A 23,388-nucleotide genomic window follows, 5' to 3' on the forward strand; every position below is an offset into this window, starting at 1 on the left:
GCACTCTCGATATCAATCAACCAAAGGAATCCCCGACCCGATCACCGAAGCAACCAGGCCAAAAGGGGGTTTAACTATATGGCACTGACTTTCAGCACGCTGTTGAGTTCTCAAGGAGCGGACGCGCGGCGAACCAGACCCTCTCAGGTCGTCGTCTCCGGCTTGTTGTCTCGCTTCGGCGCCCGGTCCCGGCCTCGCGGTCGTTCCCGGCGCAGAAAGAAAGTTACGTGGCTGCGGGGGACGTGTCAAACCCGGGTCGGGTGACGCGCGCCACCTGCTCGGAACGTCGCCGTCACCTGGCGTTCACACCCCGCCGGCAGCAGCGTCACCCCGCCGGATCCGCCCAGGTCATCCGGCCGCGGGGCAGCGGACCCCCGCGATGGAGCGCTTGCCCTTGCGGAGCACCAACCAGCCACCGGGGAGCCAGTCACCGGCCGCGGGGACGGCGTCGGCGTCGGTGACCCGGACGTTGTTGACGTAGGCCCCACCCTCCTTGACGGTGCGACGCGCGTCGGACAGCGAGGAGGCCAGGCCCGCCTGCTGCAGCAACGTGGCGACCGGGAGTGCCGGGTCGTCGACCTCGACCGCCCCGGCCTCGGTGAGCGCGGCGGCCAGCGTCTGCGGGTCGAGCTCGGTCAGCTCCGCCCGGCCGAACAGCGCCCGGCCGGCGGCCTCGGCCTGGGCCAGCTCCCGCGGACCGTGCACCAGACGGGTGAGCTCCTCGGCCAGCGCCCGCTGCGGTGCGCGGGACGCCGGCCGTTCCTCCGACTCGGCGATCAGGGCGGCCACCTCCTCGGCAGGGCGCTCGGAGAAGAGCGGGAGCCAGGCCCGTGCGTCGACGTCCTCCGCGTTCAGCCAGAACTGGAAGAACGCGTAGGGCGACGTCAGCGTCGGGTCGAGCCAGACGGCTCCCCCCTCGCTCTTGCCGAACTTCTGGCCGTCGGACTTGGTCACCAGCGGGGTGGTGAGCGCGTGGCCCGTCACGCCCTCGACGCGCCGCAGCAGGTCGATGCCGGCGGTGAGGTTGCCCCACTGGTCGGAGCCACCGCTCTGCAGCGTCACCCCGTGCCGGCGGAACAGCTCCAGGTAGTCGTTGGCCTGGAGGAGCTGGTAGCTGAACTCGGTGAAGCTGATCCCGGCCTCGCTGTTGAGCCGGGCCGAGACCGCCTCCTTGGCCAGCATCCGACCGACCCGGAAGTGCTTGCCGATGTCCCGGAGGAAGTCCAGGGCCGACAGCTGACCGGTCCACTCCAGGTTGTCGACGTAGACCGGCCGCCGCAGCGACGGGTCGGCCTCGACGGGCTGGTCGAGGAAGGGCGCCACCTGGGTCCGGATCCGGTGCACCCAGTCGGCCACCGTCGTCCGGTCGTTGAGCTGGCGTTCGGCGGTCATCCGCGGGTCACCGATCAGGCCGGTCGCCCCGCCGACCAGGACCACCGGCTGGTGCCCGGCACGCTGCAGGGCGCGCAGCACCATGAACTGGAGCAGGTGGCCGACGTGCAGGCTCGCCGCCGTCGGGTCGAAGCCGCAGTAGTAGGTGACCGGCCCGTCGGAGAGGTGCCTGCGCAGCGCCTCCTCGTCGGTGCTCTGGGCGATCAGCCCACGGCGGTTCAGCTCGTCGATCACATCGGTCACGGGTCCGATCCTGCCTGATCAGTCCCGCCGGCCGGTTCGGCGGCGCGGCTTGCCACCCGGCCGGAAGACGCTCACCGAGGGCGCGTCGGTCTCCCAGAACCGCCAGGGCAGCTCGGTCGCCACGCTGATCCCGACCCGCGGACCGGCGGAGACGGCACCGGGCTCGCTCCCGTGGTGCAGGCGCACCCGGGACGCCGGGTCGAGGAGGTCGGCACCCCGGTCGTCCGGACCGATGGCCAGCGCCTGGGTCAGCCGGGCAGGACCGCGGGCGAGGTCCCGGACCACCTTCGCGGCCGGTCGGCGGTTCCGGGCGAGGGACTCCCCCAGCACCACCTCGCCCGCGCGCATCAGCACCGCTGAGCCGCGGCCCTCCGGGCCGACGACGACGTTGGCGCACCAGTGCACGCCGTAGCTGAAGTAGACGTACAGCCGCCCGGGCGGACCGAACATGATCTCGGCCCGCGGGGTGGGCCCTCGGTGTGCGTGCGAGGCCGGGTCCTCCCCCTGCCCCGAGTACGCCTCGACCTCGGTGAGCCGGAGGCCGACCCGTCCCTCCGGCCGGTCGGTGACCACCCAGCAACCCAGCAGGGCCCGGGCGACGTCGTCGACCGGCCCGAGCAGCTCGTCGGCGGTGAGCAGCGGCCCGGGCTCGGCGGGAGGTGCGCCACCGGTCAGAGGGCCGCCGCCACCGGTGAGGAGGTCGCCCAGTCGGCGTGCTGCCGGGCCTGCTCCGCCAGCGAGGTGAGCTGCTCGGCCACCCGTGCGGGGGCGGTGCCCCCGCGGGCCTTCCGGGCAGCGAGCGCACCGGGGACGGAGAGGACCGCGCGGACCTCGGGGGTGAGCCGCTCGTCGATGCCGGCGAGCTGGTCGTCGTCGAGCTGGTCCAGCTCGAGGCCGGCCTCCTCGCAGAAGGCGACCATCGCACCGCTGATCTCGTGCGCGGACCGGAACGGCACGCCCTGGCGCACCAGCCACTCGGCGACGTCGGTGGCCAGCGCGAACCCCTGGGGAGCTGCGGCCTCCAGCACCTCGGGCCGCAGCGTCAGGGTGTCGATCATGCCGGTGACCGCGGGCAGCAGCAGGAGCAGCTGCTCCATGGAGTCGAAGACCGGCTCCTTGTCCTCCTGCAGGTCGCGGTCGTAGGCGAGCGGGAGGCCCTTGAGCATGGTCAGCAGGCCGGTCAGGTTGCCCACGAAGCGCCCGGACTTCCCGCGGGCCAGCTCGGCGATGTCGGGGTTCTTCTTCTGCGGCATGATCGACGACCCGGTCGCCCAGGCGTCGTCGAGGCGGGCCCAGCCGAACTCGGTCGACGTCCAGAGCACGACCTCCTCCCCCAGCCGGGACAGGTGCACCCCGATCAGCGCGGCGGCGAAGGCGAACTCCGCGGCGAAGTCGCGGTCGCTCACCCCGTCGATCGAGTTGTCCGACGCGCGGTCGAAGCCGAGCTCGGCGGCGACGGCGTCGGGGTCCAGCGGCAGGGAGGAGCCGGCCAGCGCGCCGGAACCGTAGGGGCTCACCGCGGTGCGCCGGTCCCAGTCGCGCAGCCGGTCGACGTCGCGGGTGAACGCGTGCGCGTGGGCCAGCAGCTGGTGGGCGAAGAGCACCGGCTGGGCGTGCTGCAGGTGGGTCATGCCCGGCGCCGCGACGTCGCGGTAGCGGTCGGCCAGCCCCACCAGGGCGTACTCAAGGGCGGACAGCTCGCCGACCAGCGCCCGGACCTGGTGGCGCAGGTAGAGCCGCAGGTCGGTGGCGATCTGGTCGTTCCGGCTGCGCCCGGCGCGCAGCTTGCCCCCGAGCTCCCCGAGCTTCTCGGTGAGTCCGCGTTCGAGCGCCTCGTGGACGTCCTCGTCGGCCTCGATGGCGGTGAACGTGCCGTCGGCCACCTCGGCCGACAGCTCGGTGAGCGCGCCGATCATGCGGGGCAGCTCGTCGTCGGTCAGCAGCCCGGCGCGGTGCAGCACCCGGGCGTGCGCCCGGGAGCCGGCCAGGTCGAAGGGGGCCAGCTGCCAGTCGAAGTGGGTGGACTTCGACAGGGCAGCCATCGCCGCGGAGGGACCACCGCCGAAGCGGCCACCCCACAGCCGGGTCTGGTTGGCCGCGGTCGCTGCCGGGTCGGTCACTGCACGCTCTCTTCCACGTCGTCGATGCTGTCGGACGCCGGGTCCGGGTGGGCGGTGGGGGCCCGACCGGCCAGGGCGCGCAGCCGCTCGGCCAGCGCCGCCCCGCCGTCGGGGTGCCGGGAGACGACCATCAGGGTGTCGTCGCCGGCGATCGTGCCCAACACGTCGGGCAGGCCGACCTTGTCCAGGCCGGAGGCGAGGAACTGGGCTGCTCCCGGTGGGGTGCGCAGGACCGCCAGGTTGGCGCTCCCCTCCGCACTGGTGAGCAGCTCGGCCAGCAGCCGGGTGAGCCGGGCGGGCGCGGCCTGGGCGGGGCGCATGGGGGCGTTCTCCGGCGGCAGCACGTAGGACGCCGGGGCCCCGTCGGACCCGCGCAGCTTCACCGCGCCGAGCTCCTCCAGGTCCCGCGACAGCGTCGCCTGGGTGACCTCGACCCCGGACTCGGCCAGCAACTTGGCCAGGTGCGTCTGGGAGGTGACCGGGCCGGCGTTGATCAGCTCGGCGATGCGGGCGTGCCGCGCCGACCGGTTCAGCGCGCTGGTCACCGTCGTCGCCTCACGCGCGCTCCTCCGGCGGGCACGAGCGGTGCAGCCTGCCGAGGTGGGTGGTGGCGACCGGCGTCATGCGCTCTTCTCCAGCAGCCAGAGCAGCAGGGCCTTCTGCGCGTGCAGCCGGTTCTCCGCCTCGTCCCAGACGGCGCTCCGCGGCCCGTCGATGACCGCGGCGGCGATCTCCTTGCCGCGGTAGGCCGGCAGGCAGTGCAGGACGACGGCGTCGTCGGCGGCGCGGCCCAGCGCCGTCTCGTCGAGTGCGTAGGGCTCGAACGGCGCGATCCGTGCGGCGTACTCCGCCTCCTGCCCCATCGAGACCCAGGAGTCGGTGGCCAGCACGTCGGCGCCGTCGGCCGCGGCGACCGGGTCCGCGGTCCACCGCACCGAGCCGCCGGTCTCCGCCGCGACCTCCGCCGCCCGCTCGAGCACGGCGAGATCGGGCTGGAAGCCCTCCGGCGAGCCGATCCGGACGTGCATGCCGGCCAGGGCACCGCCGAGCAGGTAGGAGTGCGCCATGTTGTTGGCGCCGTCGCCCAGGAAGCTGAGGGTCAGGCCGGCGGTCCGGCCCTTGCGCTCGATGACGGTCTGCAGGTCGGCCAGGACCTGGCAGGGGTGGTACCGGTCGGTGAGGGCGTTGACCACCGGCACCCGGCTGACCGCGGCCATCGCGTCCATCCGCTGCTGACCGGAGGTGCGCCACACGATGGCCGCGACCTGCCGGTCGAGGACGCGGGTGGTGTCCTCCACCGGCTCGCCCCGGCCCAGTTGGCTGGTGCTGGAGTCGATGACCAGCGGCTGCCCGCCGAGCTCGGTGATGCCGACGGAGAAGCTGACCCGGGTGCGGGTGGAGGGCTTGTCGAACAGCACCGCCACGGTCGCCGGCGCCCCGTTGGGGGCGCGCAGCGGGGTCGGCGCCGCCGCGGTGTGCCGGCCGGCCTTGAGCCGGCCGGCGAGCGCGAGGACCTCGGCCTGCTCGGCGGGGGTGAGGTCATCGTCCTTGGTGAAGTGCCGGATCACTGCCCGGTCTCCTGGAGCGCTGCGTCCAGCGCGGCCGGTAGGGCGGTGACGAACGCGTCGAGCTGGGCGTCGGTGACGACCAGCGGCGGGGCGAGCCGCAAGGTGTCGGGCGCGACCGCGTTGGTGAGGAACCCGGCGGTCCGCAGCTCCGCCTCCACCGCAGCGGCGACCGGAGCGGTGAGGACCACGCCGAGCAGCGCGCCCCTCCCCCGGACCCCGGCGATGCCAGGGTGACCGAGCGCCTCGACCGCGGCGGCGACCCGGTGCTCGATCTCCTTGGCGCGCTCCAGCAGCCCCTCGTCGCGGATGGTGTCCAGCACCGCCAGCGCGGCGGCCGCGGCGATCGGGTTGCCGCCGAAGGTGGACCCGTGCGACCCGGCCGTCATCAGGTCGGCGGCTGCGCCGAAGGCCAGCACCGCGCCCAGCGGGAGCCCGCCGCCCAGCGCCTTGGCCAGGGTGATCACGTCGGGCTGGAGGCCGTCGGCCTGGGAGGCGAACCAGTGGCCGGTGCGTCCGGTGCCGGTCTGCACCTCGTCGACGCCGAACAGCGCGCCGGCATCAGCGGCCGCGGCGGCGGCGGCGGTCAGGTACCCGGCCGGTGCCGGCAGCACGCCGCCCTCGCCCAGCACCGGCTCGAGCAGCACCATCGCCGTCCGGTCACCCACAGCCGCCCGCAGGGCGTCGGGGTCGCCGTAGGGCACGTGCTGCACGCCGCCGGGCAGCGGCGCGAAGGCCGCGGCCTTCGCCGGCTGGCCGGTGAGCGCCAGCGCGCCCATGGTGCGGCCGTGGAAGGAGCCCAGCGCGGTGACCACCTCGGACCGGCCGGTCAGCCGGCTGATCTTGAAGGCGGCCTCGTTGGCCTCGGCGCCGGAGTTGCAGAAGAAGACCCGGCCCGGCCGCCCGTCCAGCTCCAGCAGCCGCTCGGCCAGCAGGACGCCGGGCTCGTGCATGGCCAGGTTGGAGACGTGGCCCAGCAGCTGCGCCTGCGCGGTGATCGCGTGCACGACCGCCGGGTGGGCGTGGCCGAGGATCGTCGTCGCGATGCCGCCGAGCAGGTCGGTGTACTCGCGCCCGTCGACGTCCCAGACGGTCGCACCCGCACCGCGGGCCAGCGCCACCGGCGGCGTCTTGTAGTTGCTCATCATCACCGCCGACCAGCGGGTGGCCAGCTCCTCGGTGTGCGTCATGGTGCGGTCACTCCCTCCGGTGTCGGTGATGCGGTGTCGGTCCCGGCCGGGACGACCATCGTCCCGGTGCCCTCGGTGGTGAAGGTCTCCAGCAGCAGGGCGTGCGGCAGCCGACCGTCGATGACGGTCGCCCGCCGCACCCCGCCCTCGACCGCCCGCAGGCAGGCGGCCATCTTCGGGATCATCCCGGCGTCCAGGGTCGGGAGGATCTCGGCCAGCTCGGTCGCGTCGATCTTCTGGACCAGCGAGTCGCGGTCGGGCCAGTTGGCGTAGAGCCCCTCGACGTCGGTCAGCACGACCAGCTTGACCGCGCCCAGGGCGACCGCGAGCGCGGCGGCGGCGGTGTCGGCGTTGACGTTGTGCACCTGGCCGTGGGCGTCCGGGGCGACGGTGGCCACGACCGGGATGTGCCCGGCCTCGAGCAGCGCGGTCACCGGGGCGGGATCGACCGCGACGACGTCGCCGACCAGGCCGACGTCCACCGGCTGGCCGGCGACCACCGCGTGCGTGCGCTCGGCGGTGAACAGCCCGCCGTCCTCGCCGGAGAGCCCGACGGCCAGCGGCCCGTAGGAGTTGATCAGGCCGACCACCTCGGGGCCCACCTGGCCGGTCAGCACCATCCGGACGACGTCGATCGTCTCCTCGGTGGTGACCCGCAGCCCACCGCGGAACTCGCTGGCGATGCCCAGCCGGTTGAGCATCCCGTTGATCTGCGGACCGCCGCCGTGCACGACGACCGGCAGGATGCCGCAGGTCCGCAGGAACACCATGTCCTCGGCGAAGGCGCGCCGGCACTGCTCGTCGACCATGGCGTGGCCGCCGAACTTCACCACCACGACGCGGCCGTGGAACTCGCGCAGCCAGGGCAGCGCACCGGTGAGGACGGCGACCTTGCGGGCATCGCCCTCGGGGTCGTGGGTGCGCATGACCCGGGGTGTGCCCACCGAACGCCGGGCCGGCGGGGTGGCGAGGTCGGGGGCGACGTCGGGCGGCGTGGGGTCCTGCGCCGGGCTGTCGCTGCTGGTCGGGTCAGTGGTCATGTCGAGTAGGCCGAGTTCTCGTGGACGTAGGCGAGGGACAGGTCGTTGGTCCAGATCGTGGCCTGCTCGGTGCCGGCCCGCAGGTCGACGTCGATGGTGATCGCCCGGCCGGACAGGTCGACGCCCTCGCGCGGGTCGCCGATCGACCCGCTGCGGCAGACCGTGACGCCGTTGATCGTCACGTCCACCTGGTCGGGATCGAACGCAGCGTCGGTGGTGCCGATCGCGGCCAGCACCCGGCCCCAGTTCGGGTCGTTGCCGAACAGCGCGGTCTTGAGCAGGTTGTTCCGGGCGCAGGCCCGGCCGGCGGTCACCGCGTCGGCGACGCTGGCGGCGTTGCGGACGGTGATCGCGATGTCCTTGGTCGAGCCCTCGGCGTCGGCGAGCAGCTGCATCGCCAGGTCGGTGGCGGCCGCGGTGAGCGCGGCGGTGAACTCCGCCGCGCTGGGGGTGACCCCGCTGGCGCCGTTGGCCAGCACGATCACCGTGTCGTTGGTGGACAGGCAGCCGTCGGAGTCGACCCGCTCGACGCTGACGCTGGTCGCCGCCTTCAGCGCCGGCTGGAGCACCTCGACCGGCACCACCGCGTCGGTGGTGAGGACGACGAGCATCGTGGCCAGCGAGGGGGCGAGCATGCCCGCGCCCTTCGCCATGCCCCCGATGGTCCAGCCGTCCCCGGACTGCACCGTCGTCTTCGGCACGGAATCGGTGGTCATGATCGCCCGGGCGGCGTCGGCCCCGCCGTCCTCGGACAGCTTCCCGGCGGCCTCGGAGACCCCCGGCAGCAGCTTGTCCATCGGCAGCCGGACGCCGATCAGGCCGGTGGAGGCGACGGCGACGTCGATCGCGCCGATGCCCAGCTCGGCCGCGACGTGCTCGGCGGTGGCGTGGGTGTCGCCGAACCCCTCCGGACCGGTGCAGGCGTTGGCCCCACCGGAGTTGAGCACCACGGCCCTGGTCCGGCCGGTGGCCAGGACCTGGCGGCTCCACTGCACCGGGGCGGCCGGGAAGCGGTTGGTGGTGAAGACGGCGGCCGCGGCGTCGTCCGGCCCGTCGTTGACGACGAGCGCCACGTCCGGGGCGCCCGACGACTTGAGCCCGGCGGCGACGCCGGCCGCGCGGAAGCCCCGGGGAATGGTGACGCTCACGGTGCGACTCCGACGAGCGGGAGACCGGTGGTTTCGGGCAGGCCCAGGGCCAGGTTGGCGCACTGCAGGGCCGCCCCACCGGTCCCCTTCGCGAGGTTGTCGACGGCGGCGATCACGACCAGCCGGCCGGCGTCGGGGTCGACGGCGAGCTGCAGCTGCACGGTGTTGGCTCCCAGGACGGCGGCGGTGGTCGGCCACTGCCCCTCGGGCAGCAGGTGCACGAACGGCTCGTCACCGTAGGCCTCCGCGTAGGCCGCCCGGGCGGCCGCCGCGTCGATCCCGGGGGCGAGGGGCGCGGAGCAGGTGGCCAGGATGCCGCGGCTCATCGGCACGAGGGTCGGGGTGAAGCTCACGCCGACGGTCCTACCGGCAGCTTGTGACAGGTTCTGGATCATCTCCGGGGTGTGCCGGTGGACGCCGCCGACGCCATAGGCGCTGGCCGAGCCCATCACCTCGCTGCCGAGCAGGTGCGGCTTGGCCGACTTGCCGGCCCCCGAGGTGCCCGATGCCGCGACCACCACGATGTCGGGTTCGACCAGGCCGGCGGCCAGCGCCGGGGCCATCGCCAGGGTCACCGAGGTCGGGTAACAGCCGGGGACGGCGATCCGCCGCGCGCCGGCCAGCTGCTCCCGCTGACCGGGCAGCTCCGGCAGCCCGTAGGGCCAGTGACCCGCGTGCTCACCGCCGTACCAGCGCACCCAGGCCGCCGGGTCGTTCAGCCGGTGGTCGGCACCGCAGTCGATGACCAGGACGTCGTCGGGCAGCTGCGCGGCGATGGCCGCGGACTCCCCGTGCGGCAGCGCCAGGACGACGACGTCGTAGCCGGCCAGGGCGCCCGCGTCGCTGGGCTGCACCACCAGGTCGGCGTACGGCAGGAGGTGCGGCTGCAGCTCACCCAGGCGCCGACCGGCGCTCGAGTTGGCATGCACCCCGGTCAGCCGGAGCTGCGGGTGCCCGGCCAGCAACCGGCACACCTCACCTCCGGCGTACCCGGTGGCGCCGGTGACCCCGACCGTCCACGTCTGTCCAGTGCTCACGATGCATGAACATACACGGTCGTGCATGGATGTGCGCCCCGACCCCGGACACTGGGACGCACAGCTGGTGCCCAGGTCGCGCGTCGCGTTCTGTCAGACCCCCGCTGCACAGTGCACGGCAACCGGCCATCGCGGCCGGTCAGCGGGAGGATGACGACGATGACGCAGACCCAGACCCAGACCCGGACCCGGACCCCCACCCAGACGCAGCCGGCGACCGGCGGCATCGACCTCGTCGAGGAGGGTGGCGTGCCGGTGCTCCGGCTGCACGGCGAGGTCGACTCGCTCGTCGTCGAGGCCTGGGACGCCGTCGCTGCCGCGCCGGGCTCTCGGCCCGCGCAGGCGGTCGATCTGTCCCGCGCGACGTTCCTGGACTGCCGGGGGCTGCGGCTGCTGGTGCGCGAGACCGCGGCGGCCCGCCGCGCCGGGCTGCTCCCGGAGCTGCGCCGCCCCTCCTCCACCGTGCGCCGGCTCGTCGAGGCGACCGGGGTGGCTCCGCTGTTCACCCAGGTGGGCTGAGCCCTCCCCCTGCCGACGACGACAGCGATGAGTTCCGCCGGCCGGGCCGGTCTCACCGGGCATGACCCAGATGCAGGCTCCGGCCACCACCCTCACCCAGCTCGCCGTCACGATGTTCACCGTCGCCGACCAGGACGCCGCGCTGGCCTTCTACACCGACGTGCTCGGCTTCGAGGTGCGCGGCGACCAGCGCTTCGGCGAGCACGGCGAGGACCGCTGGCTGGAGGTGGCGCCGCCCGGATCGGCCGCGCGGCTGGCGCTCAACCCGCCGATGGGCGGCAGCCCCGGGGGTGGGGCGGTCGGCGTGGAGTCGACCGACGTGCTGGCCGAGCACGCCCGGCTGGCAGCCCGGGGCGACGTGGCCGTGGGCCCGACACCGACCAGCATCCCCGGCGCTCCCCTGCTGTTCAGCGTGAACGACCCGGACGGCAACACCGTGTGGATCGTCGAGGCGGAGCCGGCCGGCTGACCCGGACGGCCCGGCGCGGCTGTGCACCGTCGCTCAGGTGCGCAGCCGCTCCGGGCTGTCTCCCCGCCGGTCGACCCAGGACACCATCGCGGCGACCAGCAGGAGCAGCGCCGGCACCAGGAACAGCAGCCCGATGCCCAGCCCGGTGATCAGCGACCAGCCCAGGGCGACCACCCCGAGCAGGGCGGTCAGCAGCGGAGCCGTCGTCGTGCCGCGGGCGCGTTCGGCCCACAGCGCGCCGGCCGTGCAGAGCAGCGGCAGCCCGAACAGCGCCACGGTGAACCAGCCGCTGTCCGCCCAGGCCGCGCGGGCGTACCAGCCCGTGCCGCCGAGCAGGAGCACCAGGGCGAGGACCAGGAGCCAGCGGGCTCCCGGGGAGGGCACGGCCATCTCGCTCCTCCCCCCTGCGCTCGGGCGTTCGACTGCCGCGGACGTTCGCACGGGGTGCCCGCCCGGTCAACCACGCCCGGTCGACCACACCCGGTCAACCACACCCGGTCAACCACACCCAGGCGTCAGCCGATCGGGTCGCCGTCCCCGTACGGACGCAGTCGCAACTGGCGGGCGGTGCCCTCCGGCGTCGTGGCGCGCAGCGCGTCGAGATCGTCGGCCCCGGCCCGGAAGAAGCGTCCGCTCCACTGGTCGAGCTCCCCGGCGGCGATCGCGACGGTCAGCGCGACGACGTCCTCGGGCCGGGTCCACTCGGTGCGCCCGGCGTGCATCGGCATCGCCCGGGTCATCTCCGTGTCGATGACCCCCGGTGCCAGGTCGAAGGCCCGCACCCCGTGTGCGGCACCGGCCAGGTCGATCGCCTCGGTGAGCCGCATCTGGGCGGTCTTGCCGGCCGAGTAGGCGCTGTAGACGTCGCTCCCCCGGGTGCCCAGGCCGCTGGCCAGCCCGATCACCCGGCCCCCACCGGCGCCGATCATGCCCGGCACGACGGCACGGGAGACCAGGAACGGCCCGCGGACCTGGCTCTCCACCACCTGCCACCACTGCTCCGGGTCGGCTTCCCACAGCGGCACCTCGGCGGCGTCGATCAGCCCGGCGTTGTTGACCAGCAGGGTGACCGGGCCCAGCTCCGCGGTCACCCGGGCGACCGCCGCCTCCACCGCCGCCCGGTCGGTGACGTCGGCCGGCACGGCCAGCGTGCGGGCGCCGGTGGCCGCAGCCACCTCGTCCATCGCCGTCTGCAGCCGGTCGGCCGTTCGGGCCAGACCGGCGACCGCGGCGCCCCGGGCGGCGAGCCCCTGCGCCAGGTGCCGGCCGATGCCCGTCGACGCGCCGGTGACCAGCGCGACCGTCCCCGAGAGCCCGGCCCCGTCCAGGGGCCCGCCCTGAGCCTGCGAAGGGTGGGGAGGACGGGGTCCTTCGAGGGGTCCTTCGTCAGCCACGGAGCACCGCCCCGACCGCCTCGCCGGCCAGCGCCACCGCCCGGTCGAAGGCCGCCTTGGCCTCCTCGCCGGTCAGCGTCCGGTCCGGCGCCCGGAACGTGAAGGCGTAGGCGATCGAGCGGTGCCCCTCGGGCACCTGCGACCCGGCGTAGACGTCGAAGAGCCGCAGCTCCTCCAGCAGCTCCCCGGCGCCCGCGACCAGCGCCCGGCGGACGTCGGCCTCCGGGTGCTGCTCGGGCACCACCAGGGCGGCGTCCATGTGCACCGGCGGGAAGGTCGAGATGGTGGGCCCGACCGGCACCCCGGCGGCGGGGAGGGCGTCGGCGTCGAGCTCCATCACCGACGTGCGGGCCGGCAGCTCCAGGGCCGCGCACACCCGCGGGTGCAGCTCGCCGGCGTACCCGACGACCCGGCCGTCGACGAGCAGCTCGGCGCAGCGGCCGGGGTGCCAGGGCGCCCGCTCCCCCGCACGCACGGTGAGCTCCACCCCGGCGGCCTCGGCGACGGTGCGGGCGGCCTGCACGGCGTCGGCCCACCCGGCCGGGCGGCCCGGCCCCCACCAGCCGCGCGGTTCGCGCTGACCGGTGAGCGCGACCCCGACGTGCCAGGGCTGCTCCGGCACCGCGCCGAGCAGCGCGGCCAGGGTCGCGTCGTCCGGTCGGGCGTCGACGCCGGGCACCGGCGCGGCGCCGGCCAGCCCGCCGGGGAACACCGCGCCGTGCTCGAACACCGACAGGTCGCGCTGACCCCGGGCGATGTTGCGCGCCAGGGTGGCCAGCAGGCCCGGCAGCAGCGTGGTGCGCAGCGCCGGGGCCTCCTCCGACAGCGGGTTGCGCAGCGTGATCAGCGTCCGGCGCGCGTCGTCGTCGGGCAGTCCGAGCGCGTCGAGCTGGGTGGGGCCGACGAACGGGTAGGACGGCGCCTCGACGTAACCGGCGTCGGCCAGCGCCCGGCCGATGCTGCGCCGCCGGCGCTGCCGCTCGGTCAGGCCGCGCCCGGGCGGAGCGGTGGGCAGCACGGAGGGGATCTCGTCGAACCCGACGGAGCGGACCACCTCCTCGACCAGGTCGGCCGGGTCGGTGAGGTCCGCGCGCCAGGACGGCGGCGTCACCTGCAGCTGCTCGCCGTCGCCCTCGACGGTGGCACCGATGGCCTGCAGCACCTCGACGACCTGCGACGGCGGGTACGCCACGCCGGCGATCCGGCCGGGCAGACCGGCGTCCAGGGCGATCACCGGGCGCGGTGCCCGGGTGTCCAGGTCGACGGGCGCGCCGACGACGGTGGCGCCCCCGTGCTGGGCGAGCAGGCCGGCGGCGCGGGCCAGCGCGACGACGGTGACGTCGGGGTCGGTGCCCCGCTCGAAGCGCTTGGCGGCCTCGCTCGGCAGCTTGTGCCGGCGGACCCCGCGCCCGATGCCGGTGGGCTCCCAGTGCGCGGCCTCCAGGAGCACCGCGTCCGTGGTGCCGCCGATCTCGGTGGAGGCACCGCCCATCACCCCGGCCAGCCCGATCGGGCCCGAGGCGTCGGCGATGAGCAGGTCGTCGTCGGTGAGCGCCCGGTCGACGCCGTCCAGCGTGATGAGCCGCTCCCCGGCCCGCGCCCGGCGGACGGTGATCGGGCCGGTGACCGTCTCCCGGTCGAAGGCGTGCATCGGCTGGCCGAGCTCGAGCATCACGTAGTTGGTGACGTCGACGGCCAGCGAGATGCTGCGGACGCCGCACTGGGCCAGCCGGCGGCGCAGCGCCCACGGGCTCGGCGCGGTCGGGTCCAGCCCCGCCATGGCCAGCATGGAGAACCGGTCGCAGCGTGCGGGGTCGGCGACGGTGACCTGCCAGGCCGGGTCGCCGGACCAGACCGGCGGGGTCAGCGCCGCGGGGTCGCGCCACTCGACGCCGAGCGCGCCGGCCAGGTCGCGGGCGATGCCGCGCAGGCTCATCGCGTACCCGCGGTCCGGGGTGACCTCGAGGTCGAACACGACGTCGTCCAGGCCGAGGAGGTCGTGCGCCGGGGCACCCGGCTCGAAGCCGTCGCGCCCGAGCACCAGGATGCCCGCGTGGTCCTCGCCGATGCCCAGCTCGCGGACCGAGCAGATCATCCCGTCGGAGACGTGGTCGTAGGTCTTCCGGGCCGCGATCGCGAAGTCGCCGGGGAGCACCGCACCGGGCAGCGCCGCGACGACCAGGTCACCGAGGGCGAAGTTGCGCGCGCCGCAGACGATGCCTCGGGGGGTCTCCTCCCCCACGTCGACCTGGCAGTACCGGATCGGCTTCTTGAAGCCGGTGAGCTCCTCGATCTCCAGCACCCGGCCCACCACGAGCGGGCCGGTGGTGACCGGCGGGCGCAGCACGTCCTCGACCTCGAAGCCGAGCCGGACGAACGCCTCGTCCAGCGCCTCGACCGTCGTCCCGGCCGGGATGTCGACGTGCTCGGTCAGCCAGCTGACGGGGACCTTCATGCCTGCACTCCGAACGCAGAGGTGAACCGGACGTCGCCCTCGACGATGTCGTGCATGTCGCCGACGCCGGAGCGGAACTGCAGGGCCCGCTCGATGCCCATGCCGAAGGCGAAGCCGGTGTACTCGTCGGGGTCGATCCCGCAGGCGCGCAGCACCCGGGGGTTCACCATCCCGCAGCCGCCCCACTCGACCCAGCGCGGGCCGTCCCGGTGCTCGGGGAACCACACGTCGAACTCCGCCGAGGGCTCGGTGAACGGGAAGAAGTGCGGCCGCCAGCGGGTCTGCGCGTCGGGGCCGAAGAGCACCCGGGCCAGGTGGTCCAGCGTGCCCCGCAGGTGCGCCATGGTCAGCCCGCGGTCGACCGTCAGCCCCTCGACCTGGTGGAAGACCGGGGTGTGCGTCGCGTCCAGCTCATCCGTGCGGTAGACCCGCCCCGGGGCGACGACGTAGATCGGCGGCGTGCGCTCCAGCATGGTGCGGGCCTGCACCGGGCTGGTGTGGGTGCGCAGCACCAGGCCCGAGTCCTCGGGCGCGACGAAGAAGGTGTCGGCGAGCGAGCGGGCCGGGTGGTCCGGACCGGTGTTGAGCGCGTCGAAGTTCAGCCACTCCGCCTCGAGCTCCGGGCCCTCGGCGACCTCGTAGCCCATCCCGACGAAGACGTCGGCGATCCGCTCGGTGAGCGTGGTCAGCGGGTGCCGGGCGCCCCGCGGGGTGCGGTCCCAGGGCAGCGTGACGTCGACCCGCTCCTCGGCGAGCACCCGCTCGTCCCGCTCGGCCTCCAGCACCGCCAGCCGTTCCTCGTAGGCGGCGGTGACCGCGGCGCGCGCGGCGTTCACCCGCTTGCCGGCGTCGGAGCGGGCGGCCGGTGGCAGCGCGCCGAGCTCGCGGCGGGCCAGCAGCACGGGTGCACGGTCGCCGAGGTGGGCCGGCCGGACGGCGGCCAGCGCCTCCAGGTCACCGGCCCCGGCGAACGCCTCGGCGGCCGCCTGCACGGCGGCGTCGAGGGCCTCCGCGCTCAGCGCGGCGACCTGCTTGGGGTCGTAGGGGTCGTTGGCGCCAGACACGGGACGCCATTCTGCCCGGCCCGGGGCGAGGTCCGCGCCCGGGTTCCGCTCAGCCCTGGGCGAGCTGGGTGGCGTAGAGGCAGATCGAGGCGGCCACGGAGAGGTTCAGGCTCTCCGCCCGGCCGCGCATCGGCACCCGGACCCGCGCGTCGGCGAGCGCGCCCAGCGCCGGGTCCAGGCCGCGCGCCTCGTTGCCGAACAGCCACAGCACCGGGGCGGCGAGCAGCCCCTCGCCGGCGGCGGCGTCCAGGGGCACCTCTCCCCCGCCGTCGGCGGCGAGCACGGTCACCCCGGCGGCCTGCACGTCGGCGACCAGCCGGTCCAGCGGTGCGCCGCGCACGACGTCGACGTGGAACAGGCTGCCGGCGCTGCTGCGCACCACCTTGCCCTGGTACGGGTCGGTGGAACCGGCGCCGAAGACCACGACACCGGCACCGCAGGCGTCGGCGGTGCGCAGCACGGTGCCGGCGTTGCCCGGGTCGTTCAGCTCGGCCAGCGCCACCGCCAGCCGCGGCGGGTGGGCCGCCAGCGTCTCGGCGGCGACGTCCCGCAGCCGGCAGACGGCGACCAGGCCCTGCGGGGTGACCGTCTCCGACAGCGACGCCGCGGCCTTCTCGGTGACCAGCCGGACCGGCACCCGGGTGCTCGCCAGCAGGTCCCGGTGCGCCGTCGCGGCGGCCTCGGTGGCGAACACCTCCCGGACGGCGGCGGGGTCGGTGCCGGCCTCGGCCAGCGCCTCGGTGACCGCCTGCCGGCCCTCGGCCAGGAACGCCCCGGCGTCGTCCCGGCCGCTGCGGCGGGTGAGCTTGCGGGCGGCCACGACCCGCGCGGAACGCTCGGTGAGCGGGTCGGGCACGTGGTCTCCTCGAGCGGCGGGTGGGACAGCGGACGGCGCAGCGGTGGGCACAGACGACGACGCCGTCGTGAACGGGTCGGAGGACCCGCTCACGACGGCGTCGCGAGGTGCTGCGGTGCGGCGATCAGGCTGCTGCGGGAGCGCCGGTCGCCTCGGGGTTCGCGGCGAGCGCGGCCCGGGCGGACTCCACCAGCGTGGCGAACGCAGCCGGCTCGGAGACGGCGAGCTCGGCCAGGACGCGGCGGTCCAGCTCGATGCCGGCGAGCTTGAGGCCCTGCATGAACCGGTTGTAGGTCATGTCGTTCTGGCGGGCCGCGGCGTTGATCCGGGTGATCCACAGCTTGCGGAAGTCACCCTTGCGGACCTTGCGGTCGCGGTAGTTGTAGGTGGCCGAGTGGAGGATCTGCTCCTTGGCCTTGCGGTAGAGCCGCGACCGCTGGCCGCGGTAGCCGCTGGCCGCCTCGAGGGTCGTACGACGCTTCTTCTGGGCGTTGACCGCCCGCTTCACGCGTGCCACGTGAGAGCTCCTGTCTTCTGGTTACGGAGGGGGGCGGTCAGAGACCGAGCAGCTTCTTCATCCGGCCGGTGTCGGCCGGGGACAGCACTCCGGTACCGCTGATGCGGCGCTTCCGGGAGCCCGACTTGTGCTCGAACTTGTGCTGGTTGTTCGTGTGCTCGGAGACCAGCTTCCCGCTGCCCGTGACGCGGATCCGCTTCGCGGCGCCCTTGTGGGTCTTGTTCTTCGGCATCTGTAGACGTCCTGTTCGTGTCTGCCCGGCGCCGGGCAGCGGCTGCTGCCCGGCGCGGGTGCGTCGGTGTGGTGCCCGGCCGGCTCAGGCCGGGGGCGCCTGCTCCGCGGTCGCGTCGTTCGCCGCCTGCTTCTCCGCCTTCGCGGTGCGCCGCGCCGTGTCCGTCGCCGCCTGGTTCCGGTGCGGTGCGATCACCATGACCATGTTCCGGCCGTCCTGCTTGGGGTTGGACTCCACCACCCCGAGGTCGGCGACGTCGCCGGCCAGTCGCTGCAGCAGCTTGTAGCCCATCTCCGGGCGGGACTGCTCGCGACCGCGGAACATCACGGTGATCTTGACCTTGTCGCCGCCCTTGAGGAAGCGGACGACGTGGCCCTTCTTGGTCTCGTAGTCGTGCGGGTCGATCTTCAGACGCAGGCGCATCTCCTTGATGACGGTGAGCGCCTGGTTGCGCCGGGCCTCGCGGGCCTTCTGCGCGGTCTCGTACTTGAACTTGCCGTAGTCCATGAGCTTGACCACGGGCGGCCGGGCCATGGGGGCGACCTCGACCAGGTCGAGTTCGCTGTCCTGCGCCAGGCGCAGTGCCTCGCCGATCGGCACGATGCCGACCTGCTCGCCCTCGGGACCGACCAGGCGGACCTCGGGGACGCGGATACGGTCGTTGATGCGGGGCTCGGTGATGGCCTCTCCTCTGCTGCTGCGGGGAGGAGTTCGCTGGCCCACCCGGGCGCCGGACGACAAAGGGCCCCGCGAGCTGCTGCTCACGGGGCCCACTCGCCGGTCGCCACACGGTGCACCCCGGGGCGGGGGTGCCGTGCGGTTCACGCGGGACGGCAGGACCGACCTGCGTGATCCGGGGACCTGGGTGCCTGTGACGGCGCCAGGTGGGAGCGGGCTCCTCTTTGGTCTGCGGCCGGGATGCTGGATCTCGGCCACCGTGGTTCACGCGCCTCGATGTAGCGGGGGGAGGCGTACCTACCTTACAGCGTCGCCACCGGCGCCGTCATTCCCAGGGGTAGAGCAGGTCGGGAGCCGGCGTGGCGGTGCGCTCCTGGTGGGCGGCGAGCAGCGCCCGCAGCCCCCGGACAGCGGCGACCGCCCGCACCCCGTCGGTGGCCTGGACCGCGGTGACCGCGAGCTCGTCGCCGTTGGTGAGCAGCAGGCTGGCCCACGGCGAGTGCTGGTCGAACCGGACGGCCCGCACCGCGTCCCACGGCAGCTGGTGCTCGACGAGCATGTTGCGCACCCGGAGGCCCTCGGCATCGGCGTGCACCCGGGACCGGCCGAGCACCAGCACCCCGGCGCCGAGGGCGAGGCCGAGCCCCAGCATGGCCAGCTGGTCGGCGGTCTGGAAGGCGACCACCCCGGTCGAGGACTCCTTCAGCAGCGCGGCCACCACCGCCATGACCGCGACGAGCCCGGCCGCGGCCAGCGCGGTGACCAGGCGCAGCCGGCGTGGGACGGCGGTGACCGGAGCGGGCGCGGCGACGTCGGGCTCAGAGGTGTCGGGCACGGCTCCATCCTGCACCGCCGGGAGGGCCCCGCGCCGCTCCCGGCCGGCACCGGTGGGGTGCCGTGTCACACGGATGGAACACCGACCCCGCACCATGGGGGTGTGACCGAGAGCCCGCTCGACCACCACCCGCAGGACGACGCCGTGGTCGCGGAGCTGCTGCCGCTGGCCGGATACACGGTGGCGGTGACCGCGGCCCGACGCAGTGAGGAGCTCGGCGCACTGCTCGACCGCCGTGGTGCCCGGGTCGTCTACGCCCCGGCGATCCGGATCGTCCCGCTCTCCGACGACGCCGACCTGGTCGCCGCCACCCGGGAGGTGCTCGCCGCCCCGGTCGACCTGGTGGTGGCGACCACCGGCGTCGGCTTCCGCGGCTGGCTGGAGGCCGCCGAGGCCTGGGACCTGCCGCTGCGCGAGCACCTGCAGGGCTCCCGGGTCCTCGCCCGGGGCCCCAAGGCCCGGGGGGCCATCCGCGGCGCCGGGCTGGTCGACGCCTGGTCGCCGGAGTCGGAGAGCTCCGCCGAGGTGCTCTCCCACCTGCTCTCCGGCGCCGAGGGCCCGCTGCCGGGGCGCCGGATCGCCGTCCAGCTGCACGGTGACCCGCTGCCGGAGCTGGTGGCCGGCCTGGAACGGGCCGGTGCCGAGGTGGTGCGCGTCCCGGTCTACCGGTGGGTGCTGCCGGAGGACACCGCGCCCCTGCGCCGGCTGGTCACCGTGATCGCCGCGCGGGGCGTCGACGCGGTCACCTTCACCAGCGCACCGGCCGCGGCGAGCCTGCTGCAGGTGGCCGCGGACGAGGGCGTGCGGGCCGGCGTGCTCGCCGCCTTCGCCGACGCCGTCCTGGCGGTCGCGGTCGGGCCGGTCACCGCGGCTCCGCTGGAGGCCGCCGGGATCCGCTCGGTGCAACCCGCCCGCGCCCGGCTCGGCGCGCTCGCCCGCGAGGTGGTCGCCCAGCTGCCGGCCCGGCACCCGGTGCTGTCCTCCGGCCCGCACACCCTCCAGGTCCGCGGGCACGCCGCGGTGCTCGACGGCCGGCTGGTCGAGCTGCCGCCGGGGCCGATGGCGGTGCTGCGGGCACTGGCCCGGCGGCCCGGGGTCGTCGTCTCCCGCCCCGACCTGCTGGCCGAGCTGTCCGGTGGCGGCGACGCGCACGCGGTCGAGATGGCGGTGACCCGGCTGCGCGCGGCCCTCGGGGCACCGGTGGTGGAGACCGTGGTCAAGCGGGGCTACCGCCTCGCTGTCTGAAGAAGGACCCCCTTCTCCCCACCCCTCGCAGGCTCCGGGCGGGCCCCGGAAGGGGGCCGAGCTCACAGCCGGCACCTGGCCGGTGTGCGGTGACTGTTCCGCAGCGGTCACCGGACCGCGCCGGGGCGGAAACGCCCGGTTCCTAGCGTCAGCGCATCCCGTCCGCGGTGGCCCGTTCTCAGGTGCTGGGCCGCCCGTCCCGCGAGGAGCGCGATGACCCCGATCCTGTCCAAGTCCGACGCCGCCGACCTGGTGGTGGCCGCCCGGATCCGCCGTGGCCTGACCTGGGCCCAGCTCGCCGAGGAGATCGGCGCCCCGGTGGTGTGGACCACCGCCGCGCTGCTGGGGCAGCACCCGATGAGCCAGCACCAGGCCGAGCTCGCCACCAAGCTGCTGGGGCTGGACGAGACGGTCGCGGAGAGCCTGCAGCTGCAGCCCTCCCGCGGCAGCGACCCGGCACGGCTGGCCGACCCCACGATCTACCGGCTCACCGAGGCGCTGTCGGTCTACGGCCCCGCCCTCAAGGAGCTGATCCACGAGGAGTTCGGCGACGGGATCATGAGCGCGATCAACTTCCGGGTCGACATCGCCCGCCGTCCCGACCCCGACGGCGACCGGGTGGTCATCACCCTCGACGGCAAGTTCCTGGACTACCGCTGGTGACCCCGGCGCGCTGAGCGCACCCGCCTCTCCCCCGCACCCGTCCCAGCCCCGCACCTGTCCAACGAGGAGCACTGCATGTCCTACGTGGCACCCAAGGACTTCGTCACCAAGATGATCGACGCCGGCGAGGCGAAGGTCTTCATGGCCACCCGCGACACCCTGATCCGCGCCTTCATGGCCGGCGCGATCCTCGCCCTGGCCGCCGCGTTCGCCGTCACCGTCACCGTGCAGACCGGCCAGCCCCTCCTCGGCGCGCTGCTGTTCCCCGTCGGGTTCTGCCTGCTCTACCTGCTCGGGTTCGACCTGCTCACCGGCGTCTTCACGCTGGTGCCGCTCGCGTTGTTCGACAAGCGGCCCGGGGTGACCGTGCGCGGCATGCTGCGCAACTGGGGGCTGGTCTTCACCGGCAACTTCCTCGGCGCGTTCACCGTCGCCCTGATGATGGCGGTGATCTTCACCTACGGCTTCGCGATGCCCCCGAACGAGGTCGGCCAGGCCATCGGCACCATCGGCGAGGGCCGGACCGTCGGGTACGCCGAGTACGGGGCCGCCGGGATGCTGACGCTGTTCCTGCGCGGTGTGCTCTGCAACTGGATGGTCTCCACCGGCGTGGTCGCGGCGATGATGTCGACGTCGGTCTCCGGCAAGGTGATCGGGATGTGGATGCCGGTGATGGTGTTCTTCTACATGGGCTTCGAGCACTCGATCGTGAACATGTTCCTGTTCCCCTCCGGCCTGCTGCTGGGCGGGGACTTCTCGATCGGCGACTACCTGATCTGGAACGAGATCCCGACCGTCGTCGGCAACCTGGTCGGCGGGCTGGCCTTCGTCGGGCTCACCCTCTACGCCACGCACGCGCGCACCGGCGCCAGCCGCAAGCCGCTGCTGAGCAGCGACCTCCCCCCGGAGGTGGCCGTGCCGGCCGACACCACCCCCGTCGGCATGCGCTGACCCCGACCCGACCCGCGGAGGGCGGTCCACCCGACTCGGGTGGGCCGCCCTCCGTCGTTCGTCCGGACGGGGGCTCACGACCACCGGGCGGACGGCGTGCGGCACATGTTCCGCCGCGGTCACCTTCCCGCGCCTGGACGGAAACGGCCGGTTCCTAGCGTCGTCCCCGGCTCGGCGGACCAGCCGCCGATCGGCCCTGCACCCACCGGCCCTGCACCTACCGGCCCTGCACCTACCGACTCCGCACCCAGGGGATGACGCCATGACCGACACCCAGCACGACCGCGCCGGCGTCGCCGTCGCACCCGCTCCCGCGCCATCGGCCGGCAGCGGGCCGGTGGCCCGGGTCGGCGGCCGCTGGCTCGACCACTACGACCCCGAGGACCCGGCCTTCTGGGCCTCGGCGCAGGGCCGGCCGGTCGCCCGCCGGAACCTCGTCTGGTCGGTGTTCGCGGAGAACATCGGCTTCAGCGTCTGGCAGCTGTTCAGCGTCTCGACCGCGGTGCTCGCCTCGATCGGCTACGGCTTCACCAGCAACCAGCTGTTCTGGCTGGTCGCCACCGCCGGCCTGGTCGGGGCGATCATGCGGGTGCCCTACACGTTCATGCCGGCGCTGTTCGGCGGGCGCAACTGGACGGTGGTCAGCGCCGCGTTGCTGCTGCTCCCGATCACCCTGCTGGTGATCGCCGCCACCACCGACCAGCCCTACTGGTTCTGGGTGCTCACCGCGATCACCTGCGGGTTCGGCGGCGGCAACTTCGCCTCGTCGATGGCCAACATCTCCTTCTTCTACCCGGACAAGGAGAAGGGGTTCGCCCTGGGGCTGAACGCCGCCGGCGGCAACATCGGCGTGGCGATCATCCAGCTCATCGGTCCGCTGGCCGCCGGCGCGGGGGCGCTCGCCCTGGTCGGCGGGGCCACCGGCACCACCGAGGCCGGCGCGGAGCGGTACGTGCAGAACGTGGCGCTGATCTGGGTGCCGTTCGTCCTGCTGGCGATGGCCGGCGCCTGGTTCGGCATGCACAACCTCTCCGGTGCCCGGGCCAACGTCGGCGCGCAGGCCGCCATCGCCCGCCGCAAGCAGACCTGGATCATGTCCTTCCTGTACATCGGCGCCTTCGGCTCGTTCATCGGGTTCTCCGGCGCCTTCCCGCTGGTGCTGGCCAACGAGTTCGCGGCGAACACCTACCAGTACGCCTTCCTCGGGCCGCTGGTCGGCTCGCTGACCCGGCCGCTGGGCGGGCTGCTGGCCGACCGGGTGGGCGGGGCGCGGGTGACCGTGGTGACCTTCGTCGGCCAGGCGCTGGCCATCGGCGTGGCCATCGCGTTCGTGAACGCCGGCAGCTTCCCCGGGTTCCTGCTCAGCTTCCTGGTGCTCTTCGCGATCGTGGGCATGACCAACGGCTCCACCTACCGGATGATCCCGATCATCTACCGGGCCGAGGCCGCCGCCGGCAGCACCGGCGAGACCGCGGCGCAGACGATGTACCGCGCCCGGCGGGACACCGCGGCCGCGGTGGGCCTCATCTCCGCCGTCGGCGCCCTCGGCGCGGTGTTCATCCCGCGGATCATCTCCGAGTCCTACAGCGCGACCGGTGGCGTCGGGACGGCGCTCGGCGCCTTCTGCGCCTTCTACGTGGCCTGCGTCGCGGTGACCTGGTTCGTCTACCTGCGCCGCGGCACGCTGATGCAGCAGGCCGGGGTCTGACCCCCGGTGGGGCACCGGGACCGCGCCCGGTGCCCCGGGATGGGGAGACGGTCGCCGTCGGCAGTGC

24 protein-coding genes are annotated in these 23,388 nt (G+C 74.3%); 6 read left to right on the forward strand and 18 right to left on the reverse strand.

Annotation, left to right across the window (positions count from 1 at the left end; translation table 11 throughout):
* Positions 1-348: 348 nt before the first annotated feature.
* The 9 genes from tyrS to argC form a co-directional block, all read right to left on the reverse strand.
* Entirely contained in the window at positions 349-1,635 is a 1,287-nt protein-coding gene (gene tyrS, locus ACI79U_RS18740) for a tyrosine--tRNA ligase (RefSeq protein WP_457070611.1), read from the reverse strand.
* Positions 1,636-1,653: 18 nt separating this feature from the next.
* On the reverse strand, positions 1,654-2,343 hold the full coding sequence (locus ACI79U_RS18745; protein WP_457070704.1) for a DNA-3-methyladenine glycosylase: 690 nt from the start codon (positions 2,341-2,343) through the stop codon (positions 1,654-1,656).
* Positions 2,307-3,755: an argininosuccinate lyase gene (gene argH / locus ACI79U_RS18750; RefSeq protein WP_457070613.1), complete on the reverse strand. Its 1,449-nt coding sequence runs from the start codon at positions 3,753-3,755 to the stop codon at positions 2,307-2,309. The genes ACI79U_RS18745 and argH overlap by 37 nt, the downstream gene beginning before the upstream one ends.
* Positions 3,752-4,300: an arginine repressor gene (locus ACI79U_RS18755; RefSeq protein ID WP_457070615.1), complete on the reverse strand. Its 549-nt coding sequence runs from the start codon at positions 4,298-4,300 to the stop codon at positions 3,752-3,754. Before ACI79U_RS18755 ends, argH begins: the two co-directional genes overlap by 4 nt.
* 75 nt (positions 4,301-4,375) lie before the next feature.
* On the reverse strand, positions 4,376-5,323 hold the full coding sequence (gene argF / locus ACI79U_RS18760) for an ornithine carbamoyltransferase (protein ID WP_457070617.1): 948 nt from the start codon (positions 5,321-5,323) through the stop codon (positions 4,376-4,378).
* Entirely contained in the window at positions 5,320-6,510 is a 1,191-nt protein-coding gene (locus ACI79U_RS18765; protein WP_457070619.1) for an acetylornithine transaminase, read from the reverse strand. Before ACI79U_RS18765 ends, argF begins: the two co-directional genes overlap by 4 nt.
* Positions 6,507-7,550: an acetylglutamate kinase gene (argB, locus tag ACI79U_RS18770; RefSeq protein WP_457070621.1), complete on the reverse strand. Its 1,044-nt coding sequence runs from the start codon at positions 7,548-7,550 to the stop codon at positions 6,507-6,509. The genes ACI79U_RS18765 and argB overlap by 4 nt, the downstream gene beginning before the upstream one ends.
* A complete protein-coding gene (argJ, locus tag ACI79U_RS18775; RefSeq protein WP_457070623.1) occupies positions 7,547-8,698 on the reverse strand; it encodes a bifunctional glutamate N-acetyltransferase/amino-acid acetyltransferase ArgJ in 1,152 nt (383 codons plus the stop codon). Before argJ ends, argB begins: the two co-directional genes overlap by 4 nt.
* Positions 8,695-9,735 (reverse strand): N-acetyl-gamma-glutamyl-phosphate reductase, encoded by a 1,041-nt coding sequence (argC, locus tag ACI79U_RS18780; protein ID WP_457070625.1) that lies wholly within the window; start codon positions 9,733-9,735, stop codon positions 8,695-8,697. Before argC ends, argJ begins: the two co-directional genes overlap by 4 nt.
* A gap of 159 nt (positions 9,736-9,894) precedes the next feature.
* Between argC and ACI79U_RS18785 the strand changes: the two genes are divergently transcribed.
* Both ACI79U_RS18785 and ACI79U_RS18790 read left to right on the forward strand, forming a co-directional pair.
* Positions 9,895-10,254 (forward strand): STAS domain-containing protein, encoded by a 360-nt coding sequence (locus tag ACI79U_RS18785; RefSeq protein WP_457070627.1) that lies wholly within the window; start codon positions 9,895-9,897, stop codon positions 10,252-10,254.
* A gap of 61 nt (positions 10,255-10,315) precedes the next feature.
* Positions 10,316-10,723, forward strand: a complete 408-nt coding sequence (locus tag ACI79U_RS18790) for a VOC family protein (RefSeq protein WP_457070629.1) — start codon at positions 10,316-10,318, stop codon at positions 10,721-10,723.
* Between the two features lie 33 nt (positions 10,724-10,756).
* Here ACI79U_RS18790 and ACI79U_RS18795 read toward each other — a convergent pair whose 3' ends face one another.
* From ACI79U_RS18795 to ACI79U_RS18835, 9 genes are all read right to left on the reverse strand, one after another.
* The gene (locus ACI79U_RS18795) at positions 10,757-11,113 is read right to left on the reverse strand and encodes a hypothetical protein (protein ID WP_457070631.1); all 357 of its coding nucleotides are present in this window, start codon (positions 11,111-11,113) and stop codon (positions 10,757-10,759) included.
* Positions 11,114-11,238: 125 nt separating this feature from the next.
* Positions 11,239-12,117, reverse strand: a complete 879-nt coding sequence (locus ACI79U_RS18800) for an SDR family NAD(P)-dependent oxidoreductase (RefSeq protein ID WP_457070633.1) — start codon at positions 12,115-12,117, stop codon at positions 11,239-11,241.
* Positions 12,110-14,572, reverse strand: a complete 2,463-nt coding sequence (gene pheT, locus ACI79U_RS18805) for a phenylalanine--tRNA ligase subunit beta (RefSeq protein ID WP_457070635.1) — start codon at positions 14,570-14,572, stop codon at positions 12,110-12,112. The genes ACI79U_RS18800 and pheT overlap by 8 nt, the downstream gene beginning before the upstream one ends.
* Positions 14,569-15,636, reverse strand: a complete 1,068-nt coding sequence (gene pheS / locus ACI79U_RS18810; protein ID WP_457070637.1) for a phenylalanine--tRNA ligase subunit alpha — start codon at positions 15,634-15,636, stop codon at positions 14,569-14,571. Before pheS ends, pheT begins: the two co-directional genes overlap by 4 nt.
* Positions 15,637-15,685: 49 nt before the next feature.
* A complete protein-coding gene (locus ACI79U_RS18815; RefSeq protein WP_457070639.1) occupies positions 15,686-16,492 on the reverse strand; it encodes a TrmH family RNA methyltransferase in 807 nt (268 codons plus the stop codon).
* Between the two features lie 124 nt (positions 16,493-16,616).
* Positions 16,617-17,009: a 50S ribosomal protein L20 gene (gene rplT, locus ACI79U_RS18820; protein WP_457070641.1), complete on the reverse strand. Its 393-nt coding sequence runs from the start codon at positions 17,007-17,009 to the stop codon at positions 16,617-16,619.
* Positions 17,010-17,046: 37 nt separating this feature from the next.
* Positions 17,047-17,241, reverse strand: a complete 195-nt coding sequence (rpmI, locus tag ACI79U_RS18825; RefSeq protein ID WP_457070643.1) for a 50S ribosomal protein L35 — start codon at positions 17,239-17,241, stop codon at positions 17,047-17,049.
* 84 nt (positions 17,242-17,325) lie between these two features.
* Entirely contained in the window at positions 17,326-18,006 is a 681-nt protein-coding gene (gene infC, locus ACI79U_RS18830; RefSeq protein WP_457070645.1) for a translation initiation factor IF-3, read from the reverse strand.
* Between the two features lie 238 nt (positions 18,007-18,244).
* Positions 18,245-18,754, reverse strand: a complete 510-nt coding sequence (locus ACI79U_RS18835; protein ID WP_457070647.1) for a PH domain-containing protein — start codon at positions 18,752-18,754, stop codon at positions 18,245-18,247.
* Between the two features lie 102 nt (positions 18,755-18,856).
* Between ACI79U_RS18835 and ACI79U_RS18840 the strand changes: the two genes are divergently transcribed.
* From ACI79U_RS18840 to ACI79U_RS18855, 4 genes are all read left to right on the forward strand, one after another.
* Complete coding sequence (locus tag ACI79U_RS18840) at positions 18,857-19,999, forward strand: uroporphyrinogen-III synthase (protein ID WP_457070649.1); 1,143 nt, start codon at positions 18,857-18,859, stop codon at positions 19,997-19,999.
* Positions 20,000-20,212: 213 nt separating this feature from the next.
* Positions 20,213-20,662: a cyanase gene (gene cynS, locus ACI79U_RS18845; RefSeq protein ID WP_457070651.1), complete on the forward strand. Its 450-nt coding sequence runs from the start codon at positions 20,213-20,215 to the stop codon at positions 20,660-20,662.
* 75 nt (positions 20,663-20,737) lie between these two features.
* Positions 20,738-21,613, forward strand: coding sequence for a formate/nitrite transporter family protein (locus tag ACI79U_RS18850; RefSeq protein ID WP_457070653.1), 876 nt, complete (start codon positions 20,738-20,740; stop codon positions 21,611-21,613).
* A 262-nt stretch (positions 21,614-21,875) separates the two neighbouring features.
* The gene (locus ACI79U_RS18855; RefSeq protein ID WP_457070655.1) at positions 21,876-23,321 is read left to right on the forward strand and encodes an MFS transporter; all 1,446 of its coding nucleotides are present in this window, start codon (positions 21,876-21,878) and stop codon (positions 23,319-23,321) included.
* Positions 23,322-23,388: the final 67 nt, after the last annotated feature.

This window comes from Modestobacter sp. SYSU DS0904 (genome assembly GCF_054051115.1).

Bases quoted from the DNA above. Each gene is read 5' to 3' on its own strand.
- ACI79U_RS18790 (WP_457070629.1), top strand. From the start codon at position 10,316: ATGACCCAGATGCAGGCTCCGGCCACCACCCTCACCCAGCTCGCCGTC.
- ACI79U_RS18850 (WP_457070653.1), top strand. From the start codon at position 20,738: ATGTCCTACGTGGCACCCAAGGACTTCGTCACCAAGATGATCGACGCC.
- cynS (WP_457070651.1), top strand. From the start codon at position 20,213: ATGACCCCGATCCTGTCCAAGTCCGACGCCGCCGACCTGGTGGTGGCC.
- ACI79U_RS18795 (WP_457070631.1), bottom strand. From the start codon at position 11,113: ATGGCCGTGCCCTCCCCGGGAGCCCGCTGGCTCCTGGTCCTCGCCCTG.
- ACI79U_RS18785 (WP_457070627.1), top strand. From the start codon at position 9,895: ATGACGCAGACCCAGACCCAGACCCGGACCCGGACCCCCACCCAGACG.
- rpmI (WP_457070643.1), bottom strand. From the start codon at position 17,241: ATGCCGAAGAACAAGACCCACAAGGGCGCCGCGAAGCGGATCCGCGTC.
- pheT (WP_457070635.1), bottom strand. From the start codon at position 14,572: ATGAAGGTCCCCGTCAGCTGGCTGACCGAGCACGTCGACATCCCGGCC.
- ACI79U_RS18855 (WP_457070655.1), top strand. From the start codon at position 21,876: ATGACCGACACCCAGCACGACCGCGCCGGCGTCGCCGTCGCACCCGCT.
- ACI79U_RS18765 (WP_457070619.1), bottom strand. From the start codon at position 6,510: ATGACGCACACCGAGGAGCTGGCCACCCGCTGGTCGGCGGTGATGATG.
- argB (WP_457070621.1), bottom strand. From the start codon at position 7,550: ATGACCACTGACCCGACCAGCAGCGACAGCCCGGCGCAGGACCCCACG.